This window comes from Pseudomonas sp. 43(2021) (assembly GCF_017490805.1).
Lineage (GTDB): Bacteria > Pseudomonadota > Gammaproteobacteria > Pseudomonadales > Pseudomonadaceae > Aquipseudomonas.
In genome coordinates this window covers 69715-90996 of record NZ_JAFGYJ010000017.1, presented here as the reverse complement: position 1 = coordinate 90996, position 21282 = coordinate 69715, and the positions used below count along the sequence as shown (strand labels likewise).

The 21282-nt window shown below is 65.6% G+C and carries 23 protein-coding genes; 6 read left to right on the top strand and 17 right to left on the bottom strand.

Going from position 1 to position 21282, the window contains the following annotated elements:
• Both J5M71_RS16295 and J5M71_RS16290 read right to left on the bottom strand, forming a co-directional pair.
• Entirely contained in the window at positions 1-723 is a 723-nt protein-coding gene (locus tag J5M71_RS16295; protein ID WP_207833810.1) for a pirin family protein, read from the bottom strand.
• Between the two features lie 54 nt (positions 724-777).
• On the bottom strand, positions 778-1797 hold the full coding sequence (locus J5M71_RS16290; protein ID WP_207833808.1) for an alpha/beta hydrolase: 1020 nt from the start codon (positions 1795-1797) through the stop codon (positions 778-780).
• A gap of 146 nt (positions 1798-1943) precedes the next feature.
• Here J5M71_RS16290 and J5M71_RS16285 point away from each other — a divergent pair, with 146 nt between their 5' ends.
• On the top strand, positions 1944-2828 hold the full coding sequence (locus J5M71_RS16285) for a LysR family transcriptional regulator (protein WP_207833806.1): 885 nt from the start codon (positions 1944-1946) through the stop codon (positions 2826-2828).
• A gap of 357 nt (positions 2829-3185) precedes the next feature.
• On the opposite strand, the gene J5M71_RS16280 is transcribed toward J5M71_RS16285, so the two are convergent.
• From J5M71_RS16280 to purU, 6 genes are read right to left on the bottom strand one after another with little or no spacing between them, the layout of a single operon-like run.
• Positions 3186-3791: a sarcosine oxidase gene (locus J5M71_RS16280; protein ID WP_207833798.1), complete on the bottom strand. Its 606-nt coding sequence runs from the start codon at positions 3789-3791 to the stop codon at positions 3186-3188.
• A gap of 3 nt (positions 3792-3794) precedes the next feature.
• Positions 3795-6698, bottom strand: a complete 2904-nt coding sequence (locus J5M71_RS16275; protein WP_207833782.1) for a 2Fe-2S iron-sulfur cluster-binding protein — start codon at positions 6696-6698, stop codon at positions 3795-3797.
• Positions 6695-7000 (bottom strand): sarcosine oxidase subunit delta, encoded by a 306-nt coding sequence (locus J5M71_RS16270; RefSeq protein ID WP_063915037.1) that lies wholly within the window; start codon positions 6998-7000, stop codon positions 6695-6697. The genes J5M71_RS16275 and J5M71_RS16270 overlap by 4 nt, the downstream gene beginning before the upstream one ends.
• An 11-nt stretch (positions 7001-7011) precedes the next feature.
• Positions 7012-8253, bottom strand: a complete 1242-nt coding sequence (locus tag J5M71_RS16265; protein ID WP_207833773.1) for an FAD-dependent oxidoreductase — start codon at positions 8251-8253, stop codon at positions 7012-7014.
• A complete protein-coding gene (gene folD, locus J5M71_RS16260) occupies positions 8235-9146 on the bottom strand; it encodes a bifunctional methylenetetrahydrofolate dehydrogenase/methenyltetrahydrofolate cyclohydrolase FolD (RefSeq protein ID WP_207833764.1) in 912 nt (303 codons plus the stop codon). The genes J5M71_RS16265 and folD overlap by 19 nt, the downstream gene beginning before the upstream one ends.
• Positions 9143-10009 carry a formyltetrahydrofolate deformylase gene (gene purU, locus J5M71_RS16255; RefSeq protein ID WP_013973142.1) on the bottom strand — a complete coding sequence of 289 codons (867 nt, stop codon included), beginning with the start codon at positions 10007-10009 and terminating at the stop codon, positions 9143-9145. The genes folD and purU overlap by 4 nt, the downstream gene beginning before the upstream one ends.
• Before the next feature lie 264 nt (positions 10010-10273).
• On the opposite strand from purU, the gene J5M71_RS16250 reads away from it, so the two are divergent.
• From J5M71_RS16250 to J5M71_RS16230, 5 genes are all read left to right on the top strand, one after another.
• Positions 10274-10675 carry a hypothetical protein gene (locus J5M71_RS16250; RefSeq protein ID WP_063915033.1) on the top strand — a complete coding sequence of 134 codons (402 nt, stop codon included), beginning with the start codon at positions 10274-10276 and terminating at the stop codon, positions 10673-10675.
• Positions 10676-10794: 119 nt separating this feature from the next.
• Positions 10795-11016 carry an MbtH family protein gene (locus tag J5M71_RS16245; protein ID WP_003256222.1) on the top strand — a complete coding sequence of 74 codons (222 nt, stop codon included), beginning with the start codon at positions 10795-10797 and terminating at the stop codon, positions 11014-11016.
• On the top strand, positions 11013-11732 hold the full coding sequence (locus tag J5M71_RS16240) for an alpha/beta fold hydrolase (protein WP_207833750.1): 720 nt from the start codon (positions 11013-11015) through the stop codon (positions 11730-11732). Before J5M71_RS16245 ends, J5M71_RS16240 begins: the two co-directional genes overlap by 4 nt.
• 57 nt (positions 11733-11789) lie before the next feature.
• Positions 11790-12341, top strand: coding sequence for a hydrolase (locus tag J5M71_RS16235; protein ID WP_043199084.1), 552 nt, complete (start codon positions 11790-11792; stop codon positions 12339-12341).
• A gap of 26 nt (positions 12342-12367) precedes the next feature.
• Positions 12368-13420, top strand: coding sequence for a DUF1615 domain-containing protein (locus J5M71_RS16230; RefSeq protein ID WP_207833748.1), 1053 nt, complete (start codon positions 12368-12370; stop codon positions 13418-13420).
• Between the two features lie 125 nt (positions 13421-13545).
• On the opposite strand, the gene J5M71_RS16225 is transcribed toward J5M71_RS16230, so the two are convergent.
• The 9 genes from J5M71_RS16225 to J5M71_RS16185 all read right to left on the bottom strand — a co-directional run bounded on the left by J5M71_RS16225 (position 13546) and on the right by J5M71_RS16185 (position 21227).
• Positions 13546-14409 (bottom strand): zinc ABC transporter substrate-binding protein, encoded by an 864-nt coding sequence (locus J5M71_RS16225; RefSeq protein WP_207833735.1) that lies wholly within the window; start codon positions 14407-14409, stop codon positions 13546-13548.
• Positions 14406-15305, bottom strand: coding sequence for a metal ABC transporter permease (locus tag J5M71_RS16220; RefSeq protein WP_207833725.1), 900 nt, complete (start codon positions 15303-15305; stop codon positions 14406-14408). Before J5M71_RS16220 ends, J5M71_RS16225 begins: the two co-directional genes overlap by 4 nt.
• Positions 15305-16051: a metal ABC transporter ATP-binding protein gene (locus J5M71_RS16215; protein WP_207833723.1), complete on the bottom strand. Its 747-nt coding sequence runs from the start codon at positions 16049-16051 to the stop codon at positions 15305-15307. Before J5M71_RS16215 ends, J5M71_RS16220 begins: the two co-directional genes overlap by 1 nt.
• The gene (locus J5M71_RS16210) at positions 16048-16950 is read right to left on the bottom strand and encodes a metal ABC transporter substrate-binding protein (RefSeq protein ID WP_063915026.1); all 903 of its coding nucleotides are present in this window, start codon (positions 16948-16950) and stop codon (positions 16048-16050) included. The genes J5M71_RS16215 and J5M71_RS16210 overlap by 4 nt, the downstream gene beginning before the upstream one ends.
• A gap of 16 nt (positions 16951-16966) precedes the next feature.
• Entirely contained in the window at positions 16967-17536 is a 570-nt protein-coding gene (locus J5M71_RS16205) for a DUF6162 family protein (RefSeq protein WP_207833721.1), read from the bottom strand.
• The gene (locus tag J5M71_RS16200; RefSeq protein WP_063915024.1) at positions 17533-17853 is read right to left on the bottom strand and encodes a hypothetical protein; all 321 of its coding nucleotides are present in this window, start codon (positions 17851-17853) and stop codon (positions 17533-17535) included. The genes J5M71_RS16205 and J5M71_RS16200 overlap by 4 nt, the downstream gene beginning before the upstream one ends.
• Complete coding sequence (locus tag J5M71_RS16195; protein ID WP_207833718.1) at positions 17850-18389, bottom strand: thiamine pyrophosphate-binding protein; 540 nt, start codon at positions 18387-18389, stop codon at positions 17850-17852. Before J5M71_RS16195 ends, J5M71_RS16200 begins: the two co-directional genes overlap by 4 nt.
• A complete protein-coding gene (locus tag J5M71_RS16190) occupies positions 18386-19579 on the bottom strand; it encodes a PepSY domain-containing protein (RefSeq protein WP_207833710.1) in 1194 nt (397 codons plus the stop codon). Before J5M71_RS16190 ends, J5M71_RS16195 begins: the two co-directional genes overlap by 4 nt.
• Before the next feature lie 313 nt (positions 19580-19892).
• Positions 19893-21227: a SidA/IucD/PvdA family monooxygenase gene (locus J5M71_RS16185; RefSeq protein ID WP_207833708.1), complete on the bottom strand. Its 1335-nt coding sequence runs from the start codon at positions 21225-21227 to the stop codon at positions 19893-19895.
• Positions 21228-21282 lie beyond the last annotated feature (55 nt).

Sequence of the window (21282 nt, the reverse complement as noted above, 5' to 3'; positions counted from 1 at the left end):
TTATGGCATGCCAGGCAATTCATGCGGCCGCAGGTCGAACACCAGCACCTCGGCATCCACCCCGTTGCCCAGCTCCAGCAGCTGTTCCTGCCTTACCCGAACGCCATCCCCTTCATTGAGCAGCTGCCCATTGAGCTCGACACTGCCCCGGGCCACATGCACATAGGCATGGCGGTTTTCCGGCAAGGTCAGGGTGGCGCGTTCGTCACCGTCGAACAGACCGGCATACACCCGCGCATTCTGCCGCACCTGCAACGACCCTTCGGCGCCATCCGGCGAGATGATCAGGCGCAGCTTGCCGCGCTTTTCCTCGGCACTGAAATGCTGTTGCTGGTAACGCGGTGTTGCCCCTTGCACGTTCGGCACGATCCAGATCTGCAGGAAGTGCACCGGCTGCACCTGGCTGTGGTTGAACTCGCTGTGGGCCACGCCGTGGCCAGCGCTCATCAGCTGCACATCGCCCGGGCGGATCACCGAGCCGGTGCCCAGCGTGTCCTTGTGCTCCAGCGCGCCTTCCAGCACGTAGGAGAAAATCTCCATGTCGCGGTGCGGGTGTTCGCCAAAGCCCTTGCCTGGGATGACGCGGTCGTCGTTGATCACCAGCAGGTCGGAGAAACCTTGCTCGTCCGGGTTGCGGTAATGGCCGAAGGAGAAGGTGTGGAAGGACTTCAGCCAACCATGGAAGGCCAGGCCGCGGTCTTGGGCGTTGCGTACGGTCAGCATGACAGGTCTCCTGAACGGGCAGGGCACCAGGCCCTGCCGCATGGGTGGATGAGGTTATTGCAGGTGCACTTTCAATTCACCGGCAGCCTGTCGCATCGCCGCCTTCACAGCCGGCACCTGGTTCAACGGGTTGAGCAGCCCATAGTCATGAATCATCCCGTTGTAGCGCACCGAGGTCACCGTCACACCTGCCGCATTCAACTTGCGGGCATACGCTTCACCTTCGTCGCGCAGCACGTCGAACTCGGCCGTCTGCACCAGTGCTGGCGGCAGGCCCTTGAGCTGTTCGCTGCTGGCGCGCAGCGGCGAGGCGTAAATCTGTTCCCGTGCCTTGGCATCGGTGGTGTAGTTGTCCCAGAACCATTTCATCATACCGGTGGTGAGGAAGTGTCCCTCGGCAAACTGCTTGTACGACGCGGTCTCGAAGCTGGCATCGGTCACCGGCCACAGCAGCAGCTGGAAGCGCAGGGCCGGGGTGCCGGCCTCTTTGGCTTTCAAGGCAACTACTGCCGCCATGTTGCCGCCGACGCTGTTGCCGGCCACAGCCAGGCGCTTGCCGTCCACGCCGATTTCCTTGCCATGCTCGGCCACCCATTGGGTGGCGGCGTAGGCCTGGTTGATCGCCGTCGGGTAATGCGCTTCCGGCGACGGGGTGTAGTCCACATAGACCGCCACCGCACCAGAGCCAACCACCAGATCGCGGATCAGCCGCTGGTGGGTCGGGAAGTCACCGAGTACCCAGCCGCCACCGTGGAAGAACATGAACACCGGCAGGTCACCCTTCACATTGGCCGGGCGTACCACTTGCAGCTTGATCGACTCGCCGTTGGCCTGGATGGTGCGTTCCTTCACTTCGATACCGGAGAGGTCGACCTTGACCGAAGCCTGGGCGCCGGTCAGCACGGCGCGGGCGTCTTTCGGGCTGAGCTGTTCCAGCGGCTTGCCGCCGCCTTGCTCCAGGGCTTCGAGGAAGGCCTGGGTGTGCTGTTCGACGCCCGGGCTGCCAGCGGCGAAGGCGCTGGAAACGGACAGGGCCAGCAGGGAGGCGGTAAGGGTTTTGTGGACAATGTTCATGAGCGAATCCTTTTCTGTGCAAGTGTTGGTAGTGGGCGTCTTGCCTGGCCTTCAGGGCCATCGCTGCGACTTGTGCGTAGATTAGGGAGATGCATCGATGGGAAAAAGCCGCTATAAAGCGTTTGACTGTCACTGTGAGCAAGACAATGAACCCTTACGAAGACATGCGCATCTTTGCCCAGGTGATGGAGGCCGGCAGTTTCACCGCCGCTGCCGACCGCCTGGGCATGTCCAAGCAATCGGTCAGCCGGCGCCTGATGCAGCTTGAGGAGCGCCTGGGCGTGCGCCTGCTCAATCGCTCCACCCGGCGCCTGGACGCCACGCCGCTGGGCCAGCACTACTACCAGTCGGCGCTGCGCCTGCTCGGCGAAGTGCAGCAGGTGGAGCACGACATCAGTGGCCAGGCACAGGCCTTGCGCGGCACCTTGCGCCTGAGCGCGCCGCTGTCGTTCGCCATGGCGCACCTGGGCTGCCTGCTGACCGAGTTTCTGCAGTTGCACCCGCAGGTGGATGTGGAAGTGGATTTGAGCGACCGCGCCGTGGACCTGATTGGCGAGGGTTATGACCTGGCGCTGCGGATTGGTGCGCTGGAGGATTCCAGCCTGATTGCCCGGCGTATTGCCAGTGTCGAGCGGGTGTATTGTGCGAGCCCGGTGTACCTGGAAGCGCGGGGCGTGCCGGCCAGGCCGGAGCAGTTGGCTGGGCATGACTGCCTGCCCTATGGGCATTCGCGGCAGGTGCAGTGGCAGTTCAGTCAGGGCGGCAAGGCACAGGCGATCCAGGTGGCCGGGCGGATGCGGGCGAACAATGGCGAGCTGCTAAGGGATGCGGCGATTGCCGGGATGGGGGTGACTTATCTGCCAACCTTCATCGTGGGCCAGGCACTGGCAGATGGGCGGCTGGTGACGGTGCTGGATGAGTGGCGACCGCCGGCGCTGCAGCTGTCGGCGGTGTACCCGCAGCACCGACAGGTGGCGCGGCCGGTGCAGGGGTTTGTGAACTTCCTGCGTGAGCGGTTGGTGCAGCTCTGACCTTCGGTATTGAGTGAGCTTCTTCGCGGGCACGCCCGCTCCCACAGGTACTCCACAGCCCCCAAGCCTTGTGATGACCCTGTGGCAGCGGGCACGCCCGCGAACACCGGCGCAGCCGGTGCCAGCCACCGCGTTGACTTCTTCGCGGGTGAACCCGCTCCCACAGGTACTCCACAGCCCCCAAACCTTGTGATGAGCCTGTGGGAGCGGGCGTGCCCGCGAACACCGGCGCAGCCGGTGCCAGCCACCGCGTTGGCTTCTTCGCGAGCCTGCCCGCTCCCACAGGTATGCCACAGCACCCAAGCCTTGTGATGACCCTGTAGGAGCGGGTTTACCCGCGAAGAGGCCGGTACAAGGTTATTGCATCAACTCCTCCACCCCGACCCAACCACCCTCGAACTCGTCCATGGCATCCAGCACTGCTTCACGGAAATACGCCAGCGATGCCCGATCAAACAGCAACTGCAACGCCGGCCTCTCATCACTCCCCACGTTCAGCACGATCACGTTGATCCGCGCCGCCGAGGTCTGCGCCACTGCCCCAACGGGAAACGCCTGGGCACGCAAGTCCACCCCGCACAACTTGGCCATCACCGTGCTGCAGTGCACCCCTGACAGCTGCAGCCAGGCATGGCTGTCCTGGCGCGGCAGCAGGTAGTTGCGCTGGGCTTCCTGCACCCACCCGGCCTCTTCGGCAGCCACCCGTGCACCGTCGTCGGCCAGGCTGCCCAGCAGCAGGTACTCGGTCTGCGACAAGCGCGCTACCCAGCCACCGTCTTGCTGGCGCACGGCCTGGTTGGGCAGCGACGGCAAGTGGTAGCCACGCGCCTGCAGATAAGCGGCACTGTCGCCCCCACGAAACCCGACCCGTGCCAGATCGGTCAGGTCAGTCAACGCGCAGGTGTGCAACAGCTCGGCCCGCGGGCTGTGTGGAACAAAAGCTTCGGCTTGCAAACTGGTCATGGCTCAGAGCTCCTGGCGCAGGTTGTCGGGATCGTGGAAGGGCAGGGGCACCACCTTGGCATTGACCATCACGCCACCCTCCACGCGGATCGGGATATGCATGCCAGGCGTAGCCTGATGGGCGCCGGCGTAAGCCAGTCCGATGATTTGCCCCAGGGTTTGCGAGTATTCGCAGGATGTGACGTTGCCGCTGATGTCCGGGCCGTCCAGCACCAGATGCCCCTCCAGCGGTTGCGGGCTGCCCTTGGGCAGGGTGAAGCCGACCAGTTTGCGCTTGAGCGGCTGCGCTTCGAGGATCTCGATCGAGCGCTTGCCGACGAAGAATGGCTTCTTTCGGCCGATGGCCCACTGCATGTCGATCTCCGCCGGGTGGGTCATGCCGTCGGTGTCCTGGCTGATGATCACATGGCCCTTTTCCAGGCGCAGCAGGCGCTGGGTCTCGACACCGAACGGGCGAATGCCCAACCCCGCGCCGGCTTGCATCAAGGCGTCCCACAGGCGCTCGGCGTGCCGCGCCGGCACGTGCACTTCGTAGCCCAGTTCACCAACAAAGCCGACCCGCAGGATGCGCGCGGCAATGCCAGCCACCTTGCCCTGGCGTACGCCGAGGTAAGGGAAGGCCTCGGCCGACAGGTCCACCTCGTCACACAGCTTGGCCAGCACCTGGCGTGACAGCGGCCCGGCCAGGTTGACCGCGGCCAGGGCGGCGGTGACGTTGGTGATGTCCACGTCCAGGCGCCACTGCGCGTTCCACTTAAGCATCTGCTGGTAGATGCGGTCGACGCCGCTGGTGGTGGCGGTGACGTAGAAGTGCTGCTCGGCCAGTCGAGCGCACACGCCATCGTCGATCACCACGCCGTGCTCGTTGGTCATCAGCGCGTAGCGGGTGCGGCCGATGGCCAGCTTGGCGAAGCCGAAGGTGTACAGGCGCTCAAGCAGTTCGGCGGCGTCGGGGCCGCGCACGTCCAGGCCGCCGAGGGTGGAAACGTCGATCAGGCCGACCTTCTCGCGCACGTGGCGCGCTTCCTCCTGCATGCAGCGTTCACGTTCCTCGGGCTTGCCATAATAGGCCGGGCGCTGCCAGATGCCGGCGGGCATCATCTTCGCCCCGGCTTCCAGGTGGCGGCGGTGCATCGGCGTTTGCCGGTACGGGTCGAAGGCGCGGCCAGCGACATGGGCCAGTTTTTCTGCCTGGAACGGTGGACGAGCGGTGGTCACCCCGGTCTCGCTGATGCTGCGCCCGGTGGCGTGGGCCACCAGGCGGGCGGTCGGCAGCGCCGAATGGCGGCCCTGGGAGGGGCCCATGCCGACCGTGGAGAAGCGCTTGACCAACTGCACGTCGCGGTAGCCGCTGCGGGTGGCGTTGACGATGTCGCGCACTTGCAGGTCTTCGTCGAAGTCGACGAAATCCTTGCCTTTGGGGTGGGGGAAGATCGGCCAGGGGAAGTTGACCTTGGCTTCGGCGCTGAACACTGGCTGCGTCGGCGATTCCAGGCCCAGCGCTGCCAGCGCTTCGGCAGCCCCGCGAGTGGCGTCGGCCAGTACATTGCCCAGTGCGTGACAGCCGTTCACCGAGCCGGCGATATCCAGCCCGGCCGGCAGGTTGCTGATGGCGAACTCGTCGCGGTTGACGTCGTAAGCCAGCTTGCCACCGGCCTGGCACAGCAACTGGTAAACCGGCATGTAGCCTGCCGACATGCACAGCAGGTCGCAGGCCAGACGCAGGCCATGCGGGCCGACCTTGCCCTGGCCGGTGATCGGGCGAATGTCCACACCACTCACGTGGCGCATGCCTGCTTCGTGCAGGGCCTCGTACACGGTGCTGCCCAGGTGCACGGGTATATCGCGGCGCTTCAGTTCGGCGGCCAGTGCGGCATCGGCTGGCGCGGCGCGCATGTCGACCACCGCGGCCACGGCCACGCCTTGCTCCTGCAGGTCGAGGGCGGCGAGGTAACCGTCATCGTGGCCGGTGAGGATTACCGCGCGCTGGCCAGGCTTTACCGCGTACAGCTTCATCAGCCGCTGCGCGGCGCTGGTCAGCATGACCCCCGGCAGGTCGTTGTTGCGGAACACCACCGGCTGGTCGAACGAGCCGGCCGCCACCAGGCAGCGGCTGGCGCGCACCTTGTACAGGCGTTTGTGCTGGATCACCGGCAGGTAGTTGTCGGTGAACCAGCCATTGCAGGTGGCTTCCAGCAGCACCTGGATGTTCGGGTGGCCCTCGACGGCAGCCAGCAGTTCCTGGCGCAGGCTGGCGGCGCGGGTGCCGGCGATGTCGAAGCGGGCGTAGGTGAGCGAGCCACCAAGCACCGGCTGTTGCTCGATCAGCAACACCTTGGCCCCGGCATCGGCCGCGTCCAGTGCCGCACGCAGGCCCGCCGGGCCGGCACCGATTACGGCCAGGTCAACGAACAGATAGGCCTTGTCGTGATAGTGCGGTTTGAAGCCGAGGTCGAGCACGCCCAGGCCGGCCTTCTTGCGGATCAGCGGCTCCCACACCTTCCACATGCCCTTGGGCTTGTAGAAGGAACGGTAATAGAAGCCCACCGGCATGAAGCGCGAGAACTTGCCCAGGTACGCGTCGCGGTCGTGCTCCAGGCTGCCGTTGAAGTTCTGCCCTTCGACCACCAGGCCGTCGCGAACGGCTTCCAGGTCGGCCAGCACGTTGGGCTCGTCCGGCAGTTGCACCAGGGTGTTGGCGTCCTGCCCGGCCATGCTAAGCGGGCCGCGCGGGCGGTGATACTTGAACGAGCGCGACAGCAGCCAGCGGCCGCTGCCGAGCAGGGCACTGGCGATGCTGTCACCGGCAAAGCCCTGGCAGGCCTGGCCGTCGAACTGGAAGCGCAGGGGCCGCTCGCGGTCGATCAGCAGGCCCATGGGCGCGGGGAGGCGAGTGTGGCTGTTCATCCGGCAATCTCCGGGGTGGCGGCGGGGGCGAAGTCGACGCGGCGGTCGAACAGTTCTTTCGGGTCGAAGGTGCGCAGCACCTGGTCGCTTACCGTGTGGCGTTCGGCCAGGAACCAGTAGCTGGAGGCGTTGTGCAGCCACCACTCGATCACCACCCCGGCCAGGTTGTCGCTGTTGAACACATAGTCGGCCCATTCGGCGTCGCTGCAGGTGGCCGGGTCGGGCATGTGCTTGAACTCGCCGCCGTAGGTGAACTCGCTGATATTGCGCGGGCCGTTCAAGGGGCAGGTCAGGATCTTCATCGTCGTCGCTCCTAATGGCTGGCCGCAGTGGCGCCCATTTCGTTGACTTGCTGAAAGCGGCTGAAGCGCTCCAGGGCGAAGGGGGCGATCAGCTCCGGTACCTTGCCGCCGCTGGCGACCAACTCGGCCATGGTCTTGCCGCAGATTGGCGTGGCCTTGAAACCCCAGGTGCCCCAGCCGGCGTCCAGGTAATAGTTGTGCACCGGCGACAGGCCCATGATCGGGCTGTAGTCCGGGGTCATGTCGGTCATCCCGGCCCACTGGCGCATCAGCTTGGCGTTGGCCATGAACGGGAACATCTCGATGGCGTGGGCCAGCAGGCTTTCCTTGAGGTCGAGGGTGGAGCGGGTGTTGTACAGCGGGTAAGGGTCGGAGCCGCCACCAAAGACGATCTCGCCACGGCTGGTCTGCTGCACGTAGCAGTGCAGCGCCGACGAGCTGACCAGCGGATCGAGGAACGGCTTGAACGGCTGGGTGACCATGGCCTGCAGCGGGTAGGTGTGGATCGGCGCGCGGATGCCGGCCTTGGCCATCAGCAGCGAGCTGGCGCCGGCCACCGCCTGCACCACGCAGCCGCACTGCACGGTGCCACGGTTGGTCTTCACTGCCTCGATGCGGCCGTTACGGATCAGCAGGTCCTGCACTTCGGTCAGCTGGTGGATCTCGACGCCGCGCTTGGCCGCCTGCCTGGCGTAGCCCCAGGCCACCGCGTCGTGGCGCGCGGTAGCGCCGTCGATGTGCCACAGGCCGGCCAGTACCGGCAGGTGGCCCGGGTCCAGGTTCAGGCTGGGTACCAGTTCGCGGATCTGCTGGCGGTCGATCATTTCGGTACGGCCACCGAAGTGCTTGTTGACCTCGGCGCGCTGGCGGAAGGCGCGCACGGTGGCGTCGGTATGCGCCAGGGTGAGCTGGCCGCGCTCGGAATACATGATGTTGAAGTCGAACTCGTTCGACAGGTTCTGGAACATGCGCACCGATTCTGCGTAGAAGCGCACACCTTCGCTGGTGAGATAGTTGGAGCGGATCACCGCTGTGTTGCGCGCAGTGTTGCCGCCGCCCAGATAGGCCTTTTCCAGCACGGCGACATTGGTGACACCGTGGTATTTGGCCAGGTAGTAGGCAATTGCCAGGCCGTGGCCACCGCCGCCGATGATCACCACGTCATAGCGTGGCTTGAGTTCGCACGGTGGCGGCAGGTCGACCTCCATCGGGTAGTCGGCGCTCAGGCCGTATTTCAGCAGGGCGAAAGGCATGTGGTGCGCTCCTGGTGGGCGGCCTGTTGCTGCAGGTCGAGGGCGAGCAGGGTGTTTTTCATCAGATAGGCGATGGTCATCGGGCCGACGCCGCCGGGCACCGGAGTGATACCCGCCACCCGGGGCAACGCGGCGGCGAAGTCGACATCGCCGACCAGGCGGCTGTGGCCGCCTTCATCGATGCGGTTGATACCGACATCGATCACCACCGCGCCGGGCTTGAGCCAGTCGGCACCGATCAGCCTCGGCTTGCCCACTGCGGCCACCAGGATGTCGGCCTGGCGACACAACGCCGGCAGGTCGCGGCTGCGCGAGTGCACCACGGTCACCGTGCAGTCCGCCTGCAGTAGCAGGGCGGCCATGGGCTTGCCAACGATGTTCGAGCGGCCGACCACTACCGCATGCTTGCCGCGCAGCTCGCCACAGGCATCGCGCAGCAGGCGCATGCAGCCGCTGGGCGTGCACGGGGTGAGCACATCGCGGCCCTGGGCCAGGCCGCCGACGTTCTCGCTGTGGAAGCCGTCCACATCCTTCAGTGGGCTGATCGCCTGGAGAATGCGGTGTTCGTCGATATGGGCCGGCAACGGCAGTTGCACCAGGATGCCGTTGACCTCGGGGTCGCGGTTCAGGCGCTCGATCAGCGCCAGCAGCTGGGCCTGACTGGTGTCGGCGGGCAGGCGATGCTCCAGCGAGCGGATGCCCACCTCCTCAGCACGCAGCACCTTGTTGCGCACATACACCTGGCTGGCGGCATCGGTGCCTGCCAGCACCACGGCCAGGCCCGGTTGCACGCCGCCCTGGCGCAGTTCCCGAACCTGCTCGCGCACCTCGGCCAGCACCCGCGTCGCGGTGGCCTTGCCGTCGATCAGCTTGACACCGGGAATGGCGCTCATTTGAAGATCACCGTGCGGTCGTGGTTCAGGAACACCCGGTGCTCCAGGTGGTACTTCACGGCGCGGGACAGGGCGATGGTCTCGGTGTCGCGGCCGATGGCCACCAGGTCGTCCGGTGCATAGGCATGGTCCACGCGTTGTACTTCCTGCTCGATGATCGGGCCTTCGTCCAGGTCGCTGGTAACGTAGTGGGCAGTGGCGCCGATCAGCTTCACCCCGCGCTGGTAGGCCTGGTGATAAGGCTTGGCGCCCTTGAAACCGGGCAGGAACGAATGGTGGATGTTGATCGCCCGGCCCGACAGCTGGCGGCACAGATCGTCGGAGAGGATCTGCATGTAGCGCGCCAGCACCACCAGTTCGGTGCCGGTGTCCTCGACGATGCGCAGCAGCGCGGCTTCCTGTTCGGCCTTGGTGTCCTTGCTGACCGGCAGGTAGACGAAACGGATGCCCTGGCGCTCGGCCATCGGGCGCAGGTCCAGGTGGTTGGAGACCACGGCGGTGATCTGCATGTCCAGTTCGCCCTTGGCATGGCGGTACAGCAGGTCGGACAGGCAGTGGTCGAACTTGCTCACCATCAGCAGCACGCGCATTGGCCGGGCGCTGCTGTGCAGGCTCCACTGCATGTCGAAACGCTGGGCGACATCGGCAAAGCCGGCCTCCAGCTGCGGCGTGTCGCCCGTGACACCGGTGTTGTAGCGGAACACCGCGCGCATGAAGAAGCGCCCGTTGTCCTCGTCGTCGAACTGCGCCATCTCGCTGATGTAGCAACCGTGCTCGGCCAGGTAGGTGGTCACTGCGGCGACGATGCCGGACACGGCCGGGCAGCTGACGCGCAGGATGAAGTGATCGGGAGCGGGGTGCATGTCGGATAGGCCTCGTGATGGAGTGGGGCAGATCGGGCACAAGGGCAAAAGAAGCTTCGCGAGGAGGCGAAGGGTTGTTTCTTTGTAGGAATATAAATTTCCTTTAGGCAATTTATAGGCGAAGTCAGGGTTGGCGGTCTAGAGGTTTGTGAAATTTTTTATCCTCTCAGGAAACTTTTTTCAGGCCATCGCAGCTCCTGGGGGGACCGGCTTGCCGGCAATAGGGCCCGCACAAGAGGCACAAAAACTGGCTATGCTTGCCCAATGACCAGTTCTCCCCCCCTGCGCCAACCCTGTCCGCCTGGCGCCTGCGACTGTGGCCGCGAACACCTGGCCAACCACCCGCAGACAGCCCAGCGCATCCTCCTGCTGACCCGCCAGGAAGAAAAGCGCCTGCTCGAACGCCTGGAAAACCTCAAGGACCTGGAAGACCTGCAGCGCCTGCAGCAACGGATGTACGAAAACCTTGGCATCCGCGTGCACATCGCCCCTGGCTTCAATGAAGTGCGGACCATGCGCGGCATCGTTATCGAACTGGACGACCAGCCCGGGCTGTGTCGCAAGACCCGGCAGTCGATCCCGGCGGCAATCCGTCGTGGGCTGGAGCGCAACCCGCAGGTTGCCTTCCGGTTGCTCGATACCCACGACCTGCTGCGTGATACCTGATCTTTCATCCCGGCGTGGGAGCGTCAGGCCCCACTAATTTTTCCGCCGCACGCTACGTCTACTTGAAAGCCCCCCTGCGCCAGGCGCGCAGCGGCATTCATCACTCAAGGAGACAGGCAATGACTTCCGTTTTCGACCGCGACGATATCCAGTTTCAGGTAGTGGTCAACCACGAAGAGCAATACTCGATCTGGCCCGATTACAAAGCCATCCCCAATGGCTGGCGTGCCGTCGGCAAGAGCGGCCTGAAGAAGGATTGCCTGGCCTACATCGACGAGGTCTGGACCGACATGCGCCCGCTGAGCCTGCGCCAGAAAATGGCCGAAGCCGCCGCCCAGTGACTGCGTTGAACCTGCTGTGCCTGCCGTATTCCGGGGCCAGCGCCATGGTCTACAGCCGCTGGCGGCGCAAGCTGCCGGCGTGGCTGCAGGTACGCCCGGTGGAGCTACCCGGGCGTGGTGCGCGCATGGCCGAGCCACTGCACACCGACATGCAGGCCCTGGCCCGGCAACTGGCCGCCGAACAGCGCCTGGCGGCCAGCACTCCCTACGCGCTGCTCGGCCATAGCCTGGGCGCATTGCTGGCCTTCGAACTGGCCCATGAGCTGCAAGCGCTGGGCTGCCCGCCGCCACTGGCCTTGTTCGCCTGCGGCACCGCAGCGCCGACCCGCCGTGAGGACTACGACGGCAAGAACTGGCGCGAGCCCAAGAGCGACGCCGAGTTGATCGGCGAGTTGCGCGAGCTTCAGGGCACGCCCGAGGAAGTGCTGGCCAACGCCGAGCTGATGAGCCTGACCTTGCCCACCCTGCGCGCCGACTTCCTGCTCTGTGGTACCTACGCCTACCGCCAGCGGCCGGCGTTGCAGTGCCCGCTGCACGTGTTGGGCGGCATGCAGGACCGGGCCAGTGACGAGCAGTTGCAGGCCTGGCGCAGGGAAACCCACGGCGCGTTCTCGCTGCAGATGTTCCCCGGCGGTCACTTCTTCATCCATGAACATGAGGACCGGGTGCTCGCTGCGCTGGCCGCGTCGCTGCAACCGCTTCGGCTGTCCGCCTGATTGACGTTACCGCTTGCCTGGTGGAGGCTAGGCCTTTTCCCAGGCAAGAGGCAGACAATGCTGATCGATCCCCACAAGGCCACGCTGCTGGTCGTCGACATCCAGGAAAAACTCATCGGCGCCATGAGCGACCCTGAAGGCACCCGCGCGCGAGCCCGCTGGTTACTGGCGGCGACGGCCGAGCTGGAACTGCCGACGGTGATTTCCGAGCAGTACCCCAAGGGCCTGGGCCATACCCTGGCCGAGCTGCTGGCCGCAGCGCCGGCCGCAGAGGTGGTGGAGAAAAGCCATTTTTCCTGCGTGGCCGCCGAGTGCCTGCCAGCAAGTCTGATGGCCCGGGAGCAAGTGATTGTCTGCGGCATGGAAACCCACGTCTGTGTGCTGCAGACCGTGCTTGGCCTGCTGGCACTGGGCAAGCAGGTGTTCGTGGTCGAGGATGCCTGTGACAGCCGTACCCCGGCGAGCAAGGCCGCAGGCCTGGCGCGCATGCGGGCGGCGGGGGCGCAGGTGGTGACCCGCGAAATGGTCCTGTTCGAGCTTATGGGCAGTGCCGGCCACCCGCTGTTCCGCCACATCAGCAAGACCTATCTGGTCGGTGAACAGCCCTGAACGGCCGGTTACTGGCTGCCGGGTTGATGGCCCTGGCGCTGCTGCAAGGCTGCGCCGGGCGCCGTGAGGAAGCGCCCGAGGCGGACCCGGCCAAGGTCCGCGCCCAACTGCTGCGGCTGTTGCCCGCCCAGGCCAAGGACCGGGAGGGCTGGGCCCGGGACATTCAGGTGGCGTTCGAGGCCCAGCGCATTGCCCCCGGCAAGAGCAACCTGTGCGCGGTGCTGGCGGTGACCGAGCAGGAGTCGACCTTCAGCGCCGACCCGCAGGTGCCCAACCTGGGGCGTATCGCCCGTGAGGAAATCGACCGCCGCGCCGCGCGCCTGCATATCCCCAAGCTGCTGGTCGACGGTGCACTGAAGACGCCGTCGGGTAACGGCAAGAGCTACCAGCAACGCTTGCAGGCGGTGCGCAGCGAGAAGCAGTTGAGCGAACTGTACGATGAGGTCATCGCTCGCGTGCCGCTGGGCAAGACCTTGTTGGGCGGGCTGAACCCGGTGCATACCGGTGGGCCGATGCAGGTCAGCATCGACTTCGCCGAAAAGCATGCGCGGGATTACCCCTACAGCCACGACGGCAGCATTCGCCAGGAAGTGTTCACCCGGCGCGGCGGCATGTATTTCGGTATCGCCCACTTGCTAGGCTATTCGGCCAACTACGATCGCCAGCTGTATCGCTTTGCCGATTTCAACGCGGGCTGGTACGCCAGTCGCAATGCGGCATTTCAGGCGGCACTGAGCAAGGCGACGGGGGTGACGCTGGCGCTGGACGGCGATCTGGTAGCGCCGGGCTCGATCATGCCGGGCACTACCGAACAGGCAGCGCGCAAGCTGGGGGCGAAGCTTGGGTTGCGCAACCCGCAGATTCGCAGCCAGCTGGAGGAGGGCGATAGCTTGGCCTTCGAGGACGGCAAGCTGTACAACGGGGTGTTTGCGCTGGCGGAGGCCGCGGCCGGCAAGCCGCTGCCACGGGCGGTGCTGCCGGGGATCCAGCTGAAAAGCCCGAAGATCACCCGCAAGCTGACCACGGCGTGGTTTGCCGGGCGGGTGGATGAGCGCTATCAGCGGTGCATGAAGCGTTAGCTGTCTACGTTTTGCACCGGCCTCTTCGCGGGCTTGCCCGCTCCCACAGGGATAGCACAGGGCCAGAGAGCAGTGAGGTACCTGTGGGAGCGGGCAAGCCCGCGAAGAGGCCGGCATAGGCGCTATCAGCTTTCGGCCAATGCCCCAACCACCTGATCCACACTGGCCTTCAATCCGGCAAGCGCATCCTCAGGGTCACTTTCCACCACCACCAGCTTCGCCCCGGCTGCCTTGATCACCTCGGCCACAGCCGCCTCCGGCTGCCGGTGGTCCAGCACCAGTGCCACATCCTGCGCCTTCAGATTGTCACCCAGTGCCTTCAGCGCAGCCGCATCCCACTCGGCCGGCAACGGTTGCTCGACCACGTCGAGGTTCAACCCGCTGGCCAGATAACCCAGCCGCTCCGACAAGCTCACCACCGTCAGATTGTCGACTTTGGCCAATCGCGTCTGGCTGCTGGCTGACAGCTCCAGCAACTGGCGCTTGAGCCCCGCCAGGTTGCCCTGGATCTTCGCCTTGTCGTCTGGTGCCAACCGTTCCAGGTCATTGGCCACCACATCGGCCATGCGCCCGAAGTTGCTCGGGTTGAGCCAGGGGTAGGCGCCATAGGCCTCGTCACCGTTCACCGCAATACCCGGCAGCGCGCCATCCAACGGCCGGGCGGCGTCGATCTCGACGATCCGGATATTGCTGCGCCGGGCCATCGGGTACAGCGGGTCGTCACGCCAGATCGAGCGCACGCCGATCACCGCGTCGGCCTGCTGCGCGGCCTTGTGCAGGCCGGCACCACCCCGCCCGCTGAAATAGGACGGCTGGCGGCTGGCCGGCAGGTTGGCGGGCGCTGCACGTGTGAGCTGCACCGCTGTGCCGTCGAGCAGGGCGCTGGCCAGGCTGTGGGTGACGGGCAGGGTGGTCAGCACTTGCGTGGCGAAAGACAACGACGGCAGGCCGGCCAGGGCCAGTACCAGAGTCAGGCGTTTCAGGTTCATGCCGAGTTTCCTTGCAGGCGGGGGACGAGGGCGCGGGCCAGCGCCGCGAGGGCGAAGCAGATGCCGGCCACCAGGATGATCGCGGCGCCGGACGGCACCGGCAGGTCGAAAACGATCGGCAGCAGGATGCCGAGCAGCGTGCTCAGCGTGGCGATCAGCACCGACAGGAAGAAAAAGCCCTTCAGCGACTGGCTGACCAAGCGTGCGGCGGCAGCGGGAATTACCAGCAGCGCCCCGACCAGGATCGCCCCGATCACCTTCACCGAGGCCACGGTGACCAGGGTCACCAGTACCACGAACAGGTAGTCCAGGGTTTTCACCGCCACGCCGCGCACGGCCGCCAGTTGCGGGTTGAAACTGGCCAGCATGATACGGTTGTACAGCGGCACGGCCAGCACCAGCACCAGCGCCGCGACGATGCCCAGCACCACCAGGTCCTGGCCGCTCACGGTCAGCACCGAGCCGAACAGCACGTTCTCGAGGATGTGCACGTTGATCTTGCCCGCCAGCATCAGCAGCAGGCTGGCGCCCAGCGCCAGCGACACCGACAGGAACACGCCGATCAGGGTGTCCGGCGACAGCCCGGTGCGATTGCGCAGGAAGTTGAGCAAGATGCCGAACAGCAGGCAGTAGCCGAACAGGCTGCCATAGGGGCCGGTGTAGGGCTCGCCCAGCAGGATGCCGATGGCCACGCCGGTCAGCGCGGCATGGCCGACTGCCTCGGAGAAGAAGGCAAAGCGCTTGACCACCACCAGGGTGCCCAGGCCGCCCAGCACCGGGCCGATCATCAGGCCGGCCAGCAGAGCGTTGACCACGAAGCCGTAGGCCAGCGCCTCGGGCAGGTAGCCGGCAGTGGCCCAGTCCTGGACTGTTTGGCGAAAGGTTTCAAAACTCATCAGGCAAGGCTCTCGCTACGCGGGTGAACGGAGAACAGGCCAAGCAGGCGCTCCGGGGTCAGGGCCTGGGCGGGTGGGGCGTCGAACAGTACCTGGCGGCTCAGGCCGGTAACCCGGTCGGCCAGGCGCAGCACGGCCTCCAGATCGTGCTCGATCCACAGCACGGTGGTGCCGGCCTGGCGCCAGCCCAGCAGCAGTTGCTCGAACACCTGGATGCCGGCTTCATCAAGGGCCGACATCGGCTCGTCCAGCACCAGCAGTTGCGGCTCGGGGATCAGGCCCTGGGCCAGCAGCACGCGCTGGCGTTCGCCGCCAGACAGCGCGCCCATGCGCCGTTTGCGCTTGTCCAGCATGCCGACCTGTGCCAGGGCCGCGTCGATGGCCGGCTGCACACGGCGCGACAGGCCGAGGAAGGCGGGGCGGCGCTGGCACATGGCAGCCATGAAGTCGTCCACGGTCATCGGCAGGCCACGGTCGAACTCCAGTGCCTGCGGCACATAGCCGATCACTTCGCGTTCGCCGGGCCAGTGCAGGGTCAGCTGGCCCTGGTGCGGCATTTGCCCGAGCAGGGTCTTGATCAGCGAGCTCTTGCCGCCGCCGTTGGGGCCGACGATGGCATGCACGCTGCCAGCGGCGACGTTGAAGCTGACCTGTTCGAGGATGCGGGTGCGGCCCAGGGTCAGGTCGATGCCGGCGAACTCGATGCGCGGCCCGCAGGCTGCCACCAGGTTGGCGGCGGCGGTCATGCGCGGTTCTCCTGAATGGCGCGGACCACGGTGTCGAGGTTGCGTTTCATCTCCACCTCGTACTTGTCCTTGGTGTATTCGCCGTAGGAAATGTGCGTCAGTGGGTACAGGCGCACGCCGGATTCACGCTGGATGGTTTCGACATAGGCCGATGGAAAGTCCATTTCCGAGAAGATCACCCGCACGTCCAGCGCCTTGAGCTGGTCGATGGTCTTCTTCAGCTGGGCCGGACTGGGTTCGATGCCATGGGCTGGCTCGACCACCGCGGTCACCTCCAGGCCGAAGTCGCGCACCAGGTAGTCGTAGGCAGCATGAATGGTGGCGACGCGGAAGGTGGCGCTGGGGGCCTCGGTGACCTTGGCCAGTGCGTCGGCACGCAATGTGCGCAGGCGCTTGGCATAGGCACGGGCGTTTTGCGTGTACAGCCTGGCATTGTCCGGGTCGAGCTTGCCCAGTTCGCGGGCAATGTTGTTGACCTGGGCGATGGTGGTGCTGATCGACAGGAAGGTGTGCGGGTTGACCACCTTGCCGGCGCCGCGGGCAGCAATGCCGGTGGCTGCCAGCAACGGTACGTTCTGGTTGGCCTCGATGGTGTTGATGCCGGGCTTTTCGCTGGCGGCGATCATGCGGTCGGCGAAATCGTCATGGCCGACGCCATTGAGCACCACCACGTCCAGTGTGCCGATGCGTTTGATGTCCTCGGCCCGTGGTTCGTAGGCATGGGGGTTGAAACCTGCCGGAATCAGCGGCACCACTTCGGCCTTGTCGCCGACGATGTTGCTCACGTAGCTGTAGTAGGGGTGCAGGGTGATGCCGATGCGCAGCGGCTTGCCGTTATCGGCCAGGGCCAGTGCCGGCAGGGCAAGGGCCAGGAGCAGGGCGAGGGCGGAGCGGAGCATGGGGGAGTCCTTGGGTTCAGTGACGGTGTTCGCGGGTGACCCCGGCGTCGTAGTGGCTGACCACCTGCTGCCAGCCGGCGGCGATCAGGGCGGCCTGGCCGAGGTCGTCCGGGGGCAGGGCGGCGCTGTCCCGGCGCAGCCAGACATCGGCCTGGCCAGTGCTGTCGGCCGGCAGGATCAGCAGCAGGCTGCCGGCCACTTCCGGGGCCTGGCTGCGGCCCAGGTAGGCCCCGGGTTCCAGCCACGACCATTGGTGGCTGCCGCGGCTCTGGCTGCCGGCATCGACCACGAACGGCGGCAGGCCCTCCTCGGCCAGGGCCTGTACGCTGGGCGCGGCGGCGTTTTCTTCACGTAGCAGCAGGATCTCGTCGAAGGCCACCCGCAGGTCGGTGTACAGGCCTTGCTCGGCGGCGGTGAGGTCGCGACGGGCGTCGATCTGGTGGCTGGCAATGGCCTGTTCGTCCTCACGTTCGCCGCGCAGCAGCACCACGCTGGCAGCGAGTACCACGATCAGCAGGCTGACCAGCAGCACGTAAAGGGTTTCGTGCCCGGCACCGGCCGGGCGGATCACTTGGGCGCGGCTCATGGCTGGGCGATATCGGCATAGTCGACTTCAACCACGTGCCCGGGGCCGGCATCGAACAGCACGTAGAATTCGCCGTCCGGGCGCTTGAAGGTGAGGGTCGAGTCATCACCGAGCTTGCCGCCGACCAGCACCTGTTCGTCGTAGCCGATCACATCCAGGGTTACCCCGGGGGCACCGCTGCCGTCCGAGAAACCGCCGGTGCACTTGACCTGGCCGCTGGCCAGTTCTTCGCATTCGCACATCGGGTTGTGCGCCAGGGCCGGGCCAGCGGCCAGCACCAGCAAGGGCAGGGTGAGAGTGCGCATCACGTGCTTCATTTCTTGCCTCCTTGTTTCTCGAGCCAGGCCACGGTGGCTGGCGATGCCTTGGCCAGCGGGACCGACGCCTGGTGCATGCTGCCGTCCCAGCCTTCCAGGGTGATCCAGATCTGCGCATCGGGCTTGGTGCGTGGCGGGATCGGTAACGAGGTGCCCATGTTGTACGGTGCACCGAAGAAAATGGTGCCGGCGGCGCGCAGGCTGCGCGGCTTGCCGATGCGCAGGTAGGCTGCCTTGACGCCGTTGATGCAGGCCTTGCACAGCGATGCATTGAAGACCTTGAAGTGGCCGGCCGGGCCGTCGGCGCGGGGGGGCTCGTCACGCAGTTCGGCCAGGTCCAGGGTATAGGGGCCGACCTGGATGTCGCTGATCACATTGGCGCCGAGGCCCGCTTCGCCGCGGAACAGCTTGGCGTCGGCGAAGTACTTGGGCATGAAGCCCAGCGGGATGAGGATCAGCAGGATGTTCAGGTGAAAACGCCACTTCAGCCATCGTTGCTTCAGCGGGCTGGCGGGCACGGCTTGGGCCTGGCTCATGTACGGATCTCCACGGGGGGGGCATTGCGCGTCATGCGCGGCGTGCGCTCGCTGCGCTTGAGGGCGGCGGCGGTGGCCTGGGCGGTGCGCTTGGTCCAGATCAGCAAGCCGCTGAACACCATCAGGGTGAGGACCAGGCCGAAGAAGAACCACACCAGCTTGATCGGCAGGCCGCCGAAATCACCGGTGTGCAGAGGGCGCATGGACTCGGTGACGAACTCCAGCGCCGAGCGGTCGCTGATCAGGAACTGGCTGTCGACATTGCGCGTGTAGGGGTTTACCGAAGCGCTCTGGAACATCAGCGGGTACCAGCCCGGCCCGGCCAGGGTGACGTGGCTGTAGGCGGTGGCCGGTAGCGAGATGAAGTTGATTTCCAGCCCCGGGATCGCCAGGCCGGCAATGCGTGCCGCTTCATCCAGGTCGATGCGCGGTGCCGGGCTGCCAGTCGGGGTTTGCGGCACGTCCTCACGGGCGATCACCGGCACGACGGGCCGGCTGGAAATGGTGATGTGGTTGTCGGCCAGGATCGCCTGGATCAGGAACCAGGTACCGGTGATGGAAATGACCGCAATGAACCAGATCGACCAGACCCCGGCCAGGCGGTGCAGGTCGCCCCAGAAAATCCGCGAACCATGGCCGGTGCGCACCGGCTTGAAGAAGCCCTTCCAGAACTTCTTGTACACCACCAGGCCGGTGACCAGCGAAGCCAGCATGGGCAGGCCGAGCAGCGACACCAGGTACCAGCCCCAACTGAAACCGTTGGTGAACGGCACCAGCCACCAGCCGTGCAGAGCGCGGGTGAAGGCTTCGAAGTTGAAGTCCGGGGTCTTGCCCTGGATGGCCCCGGTGTAGGGGTTTACATACAGTGTCGGGCTGGTTCCGTCAGGCAAGGTGACATTGGCTTTGACCGCAAAGTGCGAACCGTCGGGCTGGTTGAGCCGCTCCACCACCATGTCCGGCTCGGCCTTGTGCAGGGCTTCCAGGAGTTGCTGGAAGCTCAGGCGCTCGACGTCGGCGCCGGGCTTGTTGGCGCGCACGGCCGGGTCGGCCAGCCAGACGATTTCCTGGCTGACCACGGCGAGCATGCCGGTGAAGCAGACGATCAGGACAAAGAACCAGATCGGCAAGGCGAGCCAGCTGTGGACCAGGAACCACAGCCTGGATTTGGATTTTTTCGGTGATTTGGCCATCTGACGGTCTTCTGCAATGGGGAGTCGAGCGTGTGCCCAGCCAAAGAGGGGCTGTACTGATAAAGACGAATGAGAATCGAAAACCTGCCGCTTTAAATGCAAGCAAATGTTTCAAGGTTGAGGCCAATGCCTGTCAGTCACTGTCATTGGGGCTCTGCGCAGCCCATCGCCGGCAAGCCGGGCTCCCACAGGGAACGCGCAACCTTGAGGTCTGTGCTGTACCTGTGGGAGCCCGGCTTGCCGGCGATGGGCCGCAAAGCGGCCCCAATCGATTCAGGCCAAGGGCGGCCTGGAAGGCATGAGGCAGGAGGGATCAGGCGCGGGTCAGGGCCACTGCCGGTTGCGGCTTGCCGTGCAACTGCCCCAGGTCCTGGTACAGCGCGCGGCCAATTTCTGCGGCGCGTGCCGGCAGCACCGAGAGCAAGGTGTCGCTCAGGCCGTGGCTGTTCTCGCAGAAACCCTGCAGGTACACCGAGGCCTGCAGGTCGGGACTGGCCAGCACGCGGTAGTTTCGGTCGACGTTGAAATCGTCCAGGTAGCCGGCCAGGGGCGCCAGCAGATCACGGTGCGAGCGGCGTTCGTAGCCGGTGGCGAGGATCACTGCGTCGTAGCGGTGGGTTTGCTGCTGGCCGGTGGCGAGGTCGCGCAAGGTCAGTTCCAGGCCTTCGCGAGTGGCCACCACGGCTTCGACCTGGCGCCGGCACAGCACGTTGTGGCGGTACTGGTGGGCGACCTTCTGCCGGTAGAGGATGCCGTAGATGCGTTCGATCAGGTTGAGGTCGACCACCGAATAGTTGGTGTTGTGGTATTCGCCCAGGAGCTTGCTGCGCTGGTCGGCCGGTTCGTTGTAGACCAGGTCGGTGTAGTCCGGCGAGAAGATCTCGTTGACGAACGGGCTGTCGTCGGCAGGCTTGAGGGCCGAACCGCGCAGAATCATGTCGACCTTGACCGACGGATAGCTGTCATTGAGGTCGATGAACGCCTCGGCGGCACTCTGGCCGGAACCGATCACGGCAATGCGCATCGGCTTGCCGGTGGTGCACGGCAGCTTGTTCAGGCTGCTCAGGTACTGGGAGTGATGGAATACCCGCGGGTCGTCCTTGAAGGCGCCGAACTTTTCCGGGATTTTCGGCGTGCCGCCGCTGCCGACCACCACCGAACGGGTGCGGCGGCTGTATTCGCGGCCTTGTGCGTCGCGCGAGACCAGGCGCAGGTGCTCGACCCGACCCGCGTGCACTTCCGGCTCGATGCGCAGCACCTCCTCGCCATATACCGCCTGGGTGGCGAAGTGCTCGGCGGCCCAGCGCAGGTAGTCGTTGTACTCGAGGCGGCAGGGGTAGAAGGTGCCGAGGTTGATGAAGTCGGCCAGGCGCTGCTTCTGGTGCAGGTAGTTGACGAAGCTGTAGGGGCTGGTGGGGTTACGCAGCGACACCAGGTCCTTGAGGAACGAGATCTGCAACTCGCTCTGGGTGGCCAGGGTTTCGCCGTGCCAGCGGTAGTCCTGCTGTTTGTCGATGAACAGCGCGTCGAGGGCATGGCCCTGGGACTCGGCGAGTTCTTCCAGGGCGATGGCCAGGGCCAGGTTGGAAGGGCCGAAGCCCACGCCGATCAGATCTTTGATGGTTTCCTGCTGTGAGGGCTGGCTCATGGCTGCGATTCCCTGAATGGTCGAATTTGGACGCCCGCCGGGGCTCCGGCTCCTG

Excerpts from the sequence above, each read along its gene's own strand:
- J5M71_RS16295 (WP_207833810.1), bottom strand. The coding sequence starts at position 723 with ATGCTGACCGTACGCAACGCCCAAGACCGCGGCCTGGCCTTCCATGGT.
- J5M71_RS16290 (WP_207833808.1), bottom strand. The coding sequence starts at position 1,797 with ATGAACATTGTCCACAAAACCCTTACCGCCTCCCTGCTGGCCCTGTCC.
- J5M71_RS16285 (WP_207833806.1), top strand. The coding sequence starts at position 1,944 with ATGAACCCTTACGAAGACATGCGCATCTTTGCCCAGGTGATGGAGGCC.
- J5M71_RS16280 (WP_207833798.1), bottom strand. The coding sequence starts at position 3,791 with ATGACCAGTTTGCAAGCCGAAGCTTTTGTTCCACACAGCCCGCGGGCC.
- J5M71_RS16275 (WP_207833782.1), bottom strand. The coding sequence starts at position 6,698 with ATGAACAGCCACACTCGCCTCCCCGCGCCCATGGGCCTGCTGATCGAC.
- J5M71_RS16270 (WP_063915037.1), bottom strand. The coding sequence starts at position 7,000 with ATGAAGATCCTGACCTGCCCCTTGAACGGCCCGCGCAATATCAGCGAG.
- J5M71_RS16265 (WP_207833773.1), bottom strand. The coding sequence starts at position 8,253 with ATGCCTTTCGCCCTGCTGAAATACGGCCTGAGCGCCGACTACCCGATG.
- folD (WP_207833764.1), bottom strand. The coding sequence starts at position 9,146 with ATGAGCGCCATTCCCGGTGTCAAGCTGATCGACGGCAAGGCCACCGCG.
- purU (WP_013973142.1), bottom strand. The coding sequence starts at position 10,009 with ATGCACCCCGCTCCCGATCACTTCATCCTGCGCGTCAGCTGCCCGGCC.
- J5M71_RS16250 (WP_063915033.1), top strand. The coding sequence starts at position 10,274 with ATGACCAGTTCTCCCCCCCTGCGCCAACCCTGTCCGCCTGGCGCCTGC.
- J5M71_RS16245 (WP_003256222.1), top strand. The coding sequence starts at position 10,795 with ATGACTTCCGTTTTCGACCGCGACGATATCCAGTTTCAGGTAGTGGTC.
- J5M71_RS16235 (WP_043199084.1), top strand. The coding sequence starts at position 11,790 with ATGCTGATCGATCCCCACAAGGCCACGCTGCTGGTCGTCGACATCCAG.
- J5M71_RS16230 (WP_207833748.1), top strand. The coding sequence starts at position 12,368 with ATGGCCCTGGCGCTGCTGCAAGGCTGCGCCGGGCGCCGTGAGGAAGCG.
- J5M71_RS16225 (WP_207833735.1), bottom strand. The coding sequence starts at position 14,409 with ATGAACCTGAAACGCCTGACTCTGGTACTGGCCCTGGCCGGCCTGCCG.
- J5M71_RS16220 (WP_207833725.1), bottom strand. The coding sequence starts at position 15,305 with ATGAGTTTTGAAACCTTTCGCCAAACAGTCCAGGACTGGGCCACTGCC.
- J5M71_RS16215 (WP_207833723.1), bottom strand. The coding sequence starts at position 16,051 with ATGACCGCCGCCGCCAACCTGGTGGCAGCCTGCGGGCCGCGCATCGAG.
- J5M71_RS16210 (WP_063915026.1), bottom strand. The coding sequence starts at position 16,950 with ATGCTCCGCTCCGCCCTCGCCCTGCTCCTGGCCCTTGCCCTGCCGGCA.
- J5M71_RS16205 (WP_207833721.1), bottom strand. The coding sequence starts at position 17,536 with ATGAGCCGCGCCCAAGTGATCCGCCCGGCCGGTGCCGGGCACGAAACC.
- J5M71_RS16200 (WP_063915024.1), bottom strand. The coding sequence starts at position 17,853 with ATGAAGCACGTGATGCGCACTCTCACCCTGCCCTTGCTGGTGCTGGCC.
- J5M71_RS16195 (WP_207833718.1), bottom strand. The coding sequence starts at position 18,389 with ATGAGCCAGGCCCAAGCCGTGCCCGCCAGCCCGCTGAAGCAACGATGG.
- J5M71_RS16190 (WP_207833710.1), bottom strand. The coding sequence starts at position 19,579 with ATGGCCAAATCACCGAAAAAATCCAAATCCAGGCTGTGGTTCCTGGTC.
- J5M71_RS16185 (WP_207833708.1), bottom strand. The coding sequence starts at position 21,227 with ATGAGCCAGCCCTCACAGCAGGAAACCATCAAAGATCTGATCGGCGTG.